The sequence below is a fragment of the Sphingobium sp. ba1 genome, from assembly GCF_000743655.1.
GTDB lineage: Bacteria > Pseudomonadota > Alphaproteobacteria > Sphingomonadales > Sphingomonadaceae > Sphingobium.
The window spans coordinates 3,077,974-3,085,191 of the sequence record NZ_JPPQ01000069.1; the positions used below are offsets into that span (position 1 = coordinate 3,077,974).

The 7,218-nt window shown below is 63.3% G+C and carries 7 protein-coding genes; 3 read left to right on the forward strand and 4 right to left on the reverse strand.

The window, feature by feature from the left end; translation table 11 throughout:
* Window positions 1-225 precede the first annotated feature (225 nt).
* Complete coding sequence (locus tag IL54_RS18150; protein WP_037477491.1) at window positions 226-1,086, reverse strand: ABC transporter permease; 861 nt, start codon at window positions 1,084-1,086, stop codon at window positions 226-228.
* Between the two features lie 116 nt (window positions 1,087-1,202).
* On the opposite strand from IL54_RS18150, the gene IL54_RS18155 reads away from it, so the two are divergent.
* Window positions 1,203-1,904: a GcrA family cell cycle regulator gene (locus IL54_RS18155; protein WP_037477493.1), complete on the forward strand. Its 702-nt coding sequence runs from the start codon at window positions 1,203-1,205 to the stop codon at window positions 1,902-1,904.
* Window positions 1,905-1,990: 86 nt separating this feature from the next.
* Here the strand turns inward: IL54_RS18155 and IL54_RS18160 are convergent, their stop codons facing one another.
* Window positions 1,991-2,833 (reverse strand): outer membrane protein, encoded by an 843-nt coding sequence (locus IL54_RS18160; RefSeq protein ID WP_037477495.1) that lies wholly within the window; start codon window positions 2,831-2,833, stop codon window positions 1,991-1,993.
* 157 nt (window positions 2,834-2,990) lie between these two features.
* Between IL54_RS18160 and parE the strand changes: the two genes are divergently transcribed.
* On the forward strand, window positions 2,991-4,970 hold the full coding sequence (gene parE / locus IL54_RS18165) for a DNA topoisomerase IV subunit B (protein WP_037477497.1): 1,980 nt from the start codon (window positions 2,991-2,993) through the stop codon (window positions 4,968-4,970).
* An 86-nt stretch (window positions 4,971-5,056) separates the two neighbouring features.
* Window positions 5,057-6,298, forward strand: a complete 1,242-nt coding sequence (locus IL54_RS18170; RefSeq protein WP_237748932.1) for a serine hydrolase — start codon at window positions 5,057-5,059, stop codon at window positions 6,296-6,298.
* Here IL54_RS18170 and IL54_RS18175 read toward each other — a convergent pair.
* Together IL54_RS18175 and IL54_RS18180 are read right to left on the reverse strand one after the other, a co-directional pair.
* The gene (locus tag IL54_RS18175; protein WP_037477499.1) at window positions 6,279-6,689 is read right to left on the reverse strand and encodes a hypothetical protein; all 411 of its coding nucleotides are present in this window, start codon (window positions 6,687-6,689) and stop codon (window positions 6,279-6,281) included. The two genes, IL54_RS18170 and IL54_RS18175, sit on opposite strands and share 20 nt — an antisense overlap.
* 21 nt (window positions 6,690-6,710) lie before the next feature.
* Window positions 6,711-7,218 (reverse strand): LysR substrate-binding domain-containing protein (locus tag IL54_RS18180; protein ID WP_037479240.1); only part of this gene is annotated, 508 nt, incomplete at its 5' end.

The following is a 7,218-nucleotide window of genomic DNA, read 5'->3' on the forward strand; positions in this document are numbered from 1 at the left end:
CCTGCGCAACATCTATCCGCTCGCCGAAGTCACCGAGGCGGGCTTTACGCTGGCGCGCGTCGGTGGCGGCGCGACCCAGTGATCAGACCGCTATGATCTGGCCATGGCAGGAAGGGCGCGGCGATGACCGTGCCCTTCCCCGTTGGTATCACTGGATAATGGCGGCGTGTCTGATCGGGGTTGCGATGCTCGTCATACCGATCTTTGCGGCCTTCATCTGACCGGTCAGGCCTTGATCTTCCAGCCACGGCGCAACAGCGCATAGCATAGCCCGCCGAAGATCAGGTTCAGCGTCAGCAGCACGATGCTGCCGACGACGATGTCGGTGTCGGCCGCTGCGACGAAGCCATAGCGGAAGCCCGATATGATGTAGAAGAAAGGATTGGCGTGGCTTATCGCCTGGAAAAAGGGCGGCAAGCGGTCGATCGAATAGAAGGTGCCCGACAGCAAGGCCAGCGGCCCGATCACGAAATTGGTGATCGCCGCGCCATGATCGAACTTCTCCGCCCAGATTGATGTCAGCACGCCGAGAAACGCGACGAAGCTGGTGCCGAGCAGCCCGAACCAGACCACCGCCCATAAATGCGCCGGGGTCACATGCACGCCCGGCCACAACGCCATCGCGGCCCACAAGGCGCAGCCCACGAACACCGCGCGCGTCACGGACGATCCCGCCAGCGCGAACAGCAATTCGCCGACGGAAATCGGTGGCATCAGATAATCGACCAGCGTTCCCTGCACCTTGCCCACCATCAGCGCGAAGCTGGCATTGGCGAAACAGGCGTTGATCATGCCCATGACGATCAGGCCCGGCGCGATGAAATCGGCAAAGGGCACCGCTTCGCCGCGCAAGCCGACTGTCCGGCCGCTCCCGCCCAGCGCGACGATGAAAATCACCAGGAACATCAGCGTCGTGATCGCCGGTGCCCATACCGTCTGGAGTTGCACCTTCAGGAAGCGATGCACCTCTTTACGATACAGCGCCCAGGTTCCCGCCCAGTTGATGTTGCGGATCACAGGTACGCCAGGTTCGGCGAAGGGGGCGGCAACCGGGGTTGCGGGGGCAATTTTGGACTGGTCGTTCATGGTGGGATCGACTATCGGCTGGTGCGTTGTGCTGCAAGCGCGCCGTTCAAGGATTTGAACCTCACGCGCTCGTTCCCATATAGGGAAGCATATTGGAATTTGTGAGGAGTTTTTCATTGTCCTGGACCGACGAGCGTATCGACCAGCTCAAGGGGATGTGGGAGCGCGGCCTGACCGCCAGCCAGATCGCCGAAGAATTGGGCGGCGTCAGCCGCAATGCGGTGATTGGCAAGGCCCATCGCCTGGGCCTGCAATCGCGCCCGTCGCCCGTGAAGGCCAATGACGCGCCGAAGAAGGCTGCAGCCGCGCGTAAGCCCGTGGCCGCTGCCGAACCCGAAGCACCAGCGCAGCGTGCAGCGCCTGCGCCGGTAGCCCCTGCAACGCCAGCACCGGCGCGCGCCGCCGCACCGACGCCGCCGCCAGTGGCCGCTGCACCGGCGGCTGAACCAGTCGTGTCCGACGCGCCCCCTCCTCCACCCCAGCCGCGCATCGTTTCGGTTGGTCCGGGCGGGTTCTTGCGTCAGGGTCCGGGCGATCAGCAGGCGCCGATCCCGCCAGCGCCGCCGCGTCGCCTGGTTCCGGCCAAGCCCAGCGCAGAGATTGCCGACAAGACGTCGCTGCTCGACCTGACCGAGCGGATCTGTAAATGGCCGATGGGCCATCCGGGCGAACCCGACTTCCATTTCTGCGGGGTCGCGGTCAATCCGGGCTTCCCTTATTGCGTGGAACATTGCGGTCGCGCCTATCAGGCACAGTTGCCGCGCGGCACGCGTCGCCCTCCGCCGCCGCTTCCCTTTGGCGGCCCGCGCGTCCGATAATCCATAAAAAAGGCCGCCCCGAAAGGCGGCCTTTTTATTGTCCGATAGATAAAGGGCGGAGGCGAAGGCCCCCGCCCCTTTTCCGATCAGAAGCGGAAGCTGGTCGTGACCATGACGCTCTGCGTGTCGAACTTGTCGCCACGATTCATGCTCGCGCCGCCCGAAGGGGTGATGCGGAACGGATTGGTCGCAGGCGCGCTGCCTGCACCGACATCGACGCGATAGTCATCGACATTGTAGCGGGTCCACAGATAGCGGGCACCGATTGAGAAATTGTCAGAAACCTTGGCTTCGATACCGCCGCCCATGGTGTAGCCCCAGGCGTCTTCCTTCCGATCGACTTCGGTGAAGCTGTTGGCACCATTGCTGGTGGCGAAGCTGTTCTTCACCTTGGCATAAGCCAGACCGCCAGTGATGTACGGCATGATGCCGCCGGGGGTGGTGTAGCCCAAGCGCGCGCGCAGGTTACCATTCCAGTCGATCCGGCGCGTCATTTCATAGAAAGCCGGGGTCGTGGAATATTCGGTCACGCTGTCGCTGATATAGGCCTTACCGGCTTCGGCGACGACACCGGCGACGATGCTGCCGAACTGACGGTCGTAACCGACATGACCCATCCAACCGATAGCGTCCTTGTCATCGTTACAACCCGCACCCGGCGTTGCGCCACGGGCGGAACCGCCACATGTGCCGGGCGAAAAGGCATTGGCACCAGCGCCAGTGCGGATGATGTCGTCATATTCGCCGTCGGCATCGGCATCGAAGCGGATATGCTCTTCGCCGTCATTCTTCTGCCAGTTATAGCCGAACGAACCGCCGATATAGGGACCGGTCCAATCGACCGCACCGGTGCTGTCCTGCGCCATCACAGGGGTTGCCAGCACAAATGCCAGCGTGGCACCGAGCGGTGCAAAATGGCTCAACTTCATGTAAAATTCTCCTCGCCTGGGGGCGTCAATAACCCTCTTGCACGGCGCTAACGGTTTGAATGCGCGGTTTGTTTCACGCTTTATCGTAACTTTTCGTTGCTGTGCCGCATAAGACACAATGCTTGCGCGCCACGCCTGCCCGCCTATAGCTATTGTCATGTCCGAAGACCTGTTCGCTGCCGCACCATCACCCCCCCCTGAATATGATGCTTCCGCTATCGAGGTGCTGGAAGGGCTGGAGCCGGTGCGTCGCCGTCCCGGCATGTATATCGGCGGCACGGATGAGCGCGCGTTGCACCATCTCGCGTCCGAGGTGCTGGACAACAGCATGGACGAGGCGGTGGCGGGGCATGCCACCCGGATCGAAATCACGCTGGAACCGGGCAACCGGTTGACCATCATCGATAATGGGCGCGGCATTCCGGTCGATCCGCACCCGAAATTTCCCGGCAAGTCGGCGCTGGAAGTGATCATGACCACGCTCCATTCGGGCGGCAAGTTCACCGACAAGGCCTATGCCACGTCTGGCGGCCTGCATGGCGTGGGCATCAGCGTGGTCAACGCGCTGTCGAGCGACACCGTGGTCGAGGTCGCACGCAACAAGGAACTGTTCCGCCAAAGCTTCTCCCAGGGGCTGCCCGTCACTGCGTTGGAAAAGGTCGGCGGCGCGCCCAACCGGCGGGGCACGTCGGTCAGTTTCATCCCCGACACCGAAATCTTCGGCGAGCAGAAGTTCAAACCCGCGCGTCTGCATCGGCTCGCCCGGTCAAAGGCCTATCTGTTCGCTGGCGTCGAAATCCGCTGGAAATGCGCACCGGAGCTGGTCAACGACGATACGCCCACCGAAGCTGTCTTCCAGTTCCCCGGCGGCCTTGCCGATCATCTCAAGGAACAGGTCGGCGACCGCGAATGCGCGACCAGCGTGTTTTTCGCGGGCCATCAGGATTTTCCCGACAGCGCAGGGCGGGTCGAATGGGCGGTGGCCTGGCCGCTCTGGTCGGATGGCAGCTATAGCTGGTATTGCAACACCATCCCGACGCCCGATGGCGGCACGCATGAGGCCGGGATGCGCGCCGCGCTGGTCAAGGGCATCCGCGCCTTTGCCGACCTGGTGGGGCACAAGAAGGCGAAGGACATTACCGCCGACGACATCATGACGTCATCGGAAATCATGCTGTCAGTCTTCATCCGCGAACCGCAGTTCCAGAGCCAGACCAAGGACCGGCTGACATCGCCCGAAGCGGCGCGGCTCGTGGAAAATGCCGTTCGCGATCATTTCGACCATTATCTGACCGACCATATGGACCGGGGCAAGGCACTGCTGGCCTATGTGCTCGACCGCATGGACGAGCGTTTGAAGCGCAAGCAGGAGAAGGAGGTCAAGCGCAAGACGGCGACCAACAGCCGCAAGCTGCGCCTGCCCGGCAAGCTGACGGATTGTTCGAACGATGACCCGGAGGGCGCCGAGATCTTTCTGGTCGAAGGCGATTCTGCGGGCGGTTCTGCCAAGCAGGCACGCGACCGCAAGACGCAGGCGATCCTGCCCCTGCGCGGCAAGATATTGAACGTCGCATCGGCGAATAACGCGAAGATCCTGGCCAATCAGGAAATTGCCGACATGATCCTGGCGCTGGGATGCGGCACGCGCAAGGACTGCAACCCTGATCATTTGCGCTATGAGCGTATCGTCATCATGACCGACGCCGATGTCGATGGCGCGCATATCGCGACACTGTTGATGACCTTCTTCTTTCAGGAAATGCCCGAACTGGTGCGGCGCGGCCATCTCTATCTCGCCCAGCCGCCGCTCTATCGCCTCGTCGCGGGCGGCAAGAGCGCCTATGCCAAGGATGATGCCCATCGCGCCGCGCTGATGCAGACCAAGGAGTTCAAGGGCAAGAAGGTCGATGTCAGCCGCTTCAAGGGGTTGGGCGAAATGAACCCGATGCAGTTGCGCGAAACCACGATGGACCCCAAGACACGGATGCTGATCCGCATCACCCTACCCGCCGATGTCGAGGAGCGTGCGGGGGTGCGTGACCTGGTCGACCGCCTGATGGGGACGAACCCGGCGCATCGCTTCGCGTTCATTCAGGAGAATGCGGCGGCGGTGGACGAAGAGGCGATCGATGCTTGAACCGGCGTTGACAGGTGCATGATGGAGCACCCTGGGCTCCTGCTTTCGCAGGAGCACGACAGCTTCTGAGCTTGGTTTTTCTATTTTTGTTAAGCATCGCCCTCACCGCGCAGGCGGCCCCCAATCCCACTTATCAAACCCGCGCCGAACAACTGCTTGGCCTTCTCACGTCGCCCGGCGACGAGGCCGATTATTTCTCCTCCCTCTTTCTTGATGCTGTCCCTGTGGATCGCTGGCGCGCCGTTGCTGCCGACCTGCGCGCGCAGCATGGCAGACCGCTCGCGCTGGGGGCTGTGCGGCAGGATAGCGCCACTGCTGGGCAGGTCGAAATCCGTTACGAGCGCGCTACAGTCGGGTTCACCCTGGTCGTCGCTCCTCAGCCGCCGGGCCGCGTAGTGGGCCTGCGCATCGTCGGCGCACGAACGGCCAATGACAGCATGGCCAAGGTCATGGCGGAGATCGCCGCCCTCCCCGGTACGACCAGTTTCGCGGTTGCGACATTGGGCGAGGGTCCGCCCAAGCTGCGAGCGGCGCATCGCGCCGATGCCGCGATGGCCATCGGTTCCAGCTTCAAGCTGACCATCCTTTCCGAACTGGCACGCGCCGTAGGCGCTGGCGAACGCCGCTGGAGTGACGTTATTCCGCTTGGTGCGAAGAGCTTTTCCGGTCGCCTGCTGCACTGGCCCGACCGCGCGCCGATGACGCTGCACAGCCTCGCCACGGCGATGATCGCGGAAAGCGATAATAGCGCGACCGATACGCTGTTGCTGGCGCTGGGTCGCGACAAGGTGGACGCGATGCTTGCGACAACCGGTCATGCGAACCCGGATCAGGCGCTGCCCCTGCTGACCACCGCCGAAGCCTTTGCGCTCAAAATGCCCGCCAATGCCGATCTGCGAGGGCGCTATGCCACGGCTTCCCCCGACGCACGCCGGGCGCTGCTACGCGATGCGGCGTCACGCCTGACCGCCGACAAGGTGGATGTGGGTAGCGTGGCCGAAGTCCCCACGGCGATCGACAGCATCGAATGGTTCGCATCGCCAAAGGACATGATCGGCCTGCTCGCCTGGCTGCGTCTGCATGGCGGCGAGGCGCTGCCGGTCCTGGCCGTCAATCCAGGCATTCCGCCCGCCGACGCGAAACGCTGGCGCTATCTGGGCTATAAGGGCGGCAGCGAACCCGGCGTCATGGCGATGAACTTTCTGGCGCAAAGGCAGGACGGCTCATGGTATGCTGTCAGCAGCAGCTGGAACGATGCGGCTGCCCGGCTGGACGAGCCAAAGCTGGTGGCGCTGATGACGAGGGCGCTTAACTTGCTGGCGGAATGAGGTTTGTCTGGTTGGCGGGAATGGTATCGACCTCTTCCGCCAGCCAGCCCTGTGCCGCTTCCATGGTCAGGAACACCCGGACTCTGGGGTGGACCAGGGTTCGTTCCGCCTGCGCCTTGTTCAATTGGCTGCCCACGACCACCGCCGTTCGTCCGCTGGTAAGGGTCATGCCCCCGCGCATGATGCCCGCCAGCAGATCGGCGACGTCGTTTGCCTGCACCGGGAAGTCGAAGGATAGGACGAGGACGTTGAAATCGCCCCGGATCGCCCTTGCCTGTTGCGCCTTCGCCCCGACCTCTTTGGCGAAAGCCACCACGTTTTCCGGCGTCCAGAAGCCTTCGACCTTCATCGTCAGGCAGTTGGTCCGGGCGTCATATTCTACATCAAACATCAGGGTCTCGATTGAAGGAACTTAGGCGGTCAGCGCTTCAACCAGCGCCTTGACCTTCTTCTGCCGCCATTGCGGCAAAGGCGCGATCAGCCAGTAGCTGAGCAAACTCGGCATCGCCTCCCCCACCTGCCGCACCCGGCCTGCCGCCAGATCGGCCTGTACCAATAGCAACGGCACGCGCGCCCGGCCAAAGCCATTGGCCGCCGCCTCGATCGCCAGCCCGCCATCGGCCACCCGGATTATCGCGGGCTTGTCCCCCGCCGGGCAGCCGGGCCAGTCGATCCGCTGTTCGGGCCCGCCCTGCGCGGCTTCCACCGTGACGAACGCCGCCTCGCCCAGCTTCACGCCCTCATGCTCGCCCGCCGCATCGGTCAGGCGCAAGGCGAGGTCGAGATTGGCTTCGGTAAAGTCCAGCGCCTCGTCCGCCGCGATCAACTGGAACGTCAGGTCTGGCTGGTGCGCGGCATAGGCGGCCAGGCGCGGCTGGAGCCATTTGGCGGTGATGTCGCGGGGTGCGGCGATGGTGAGC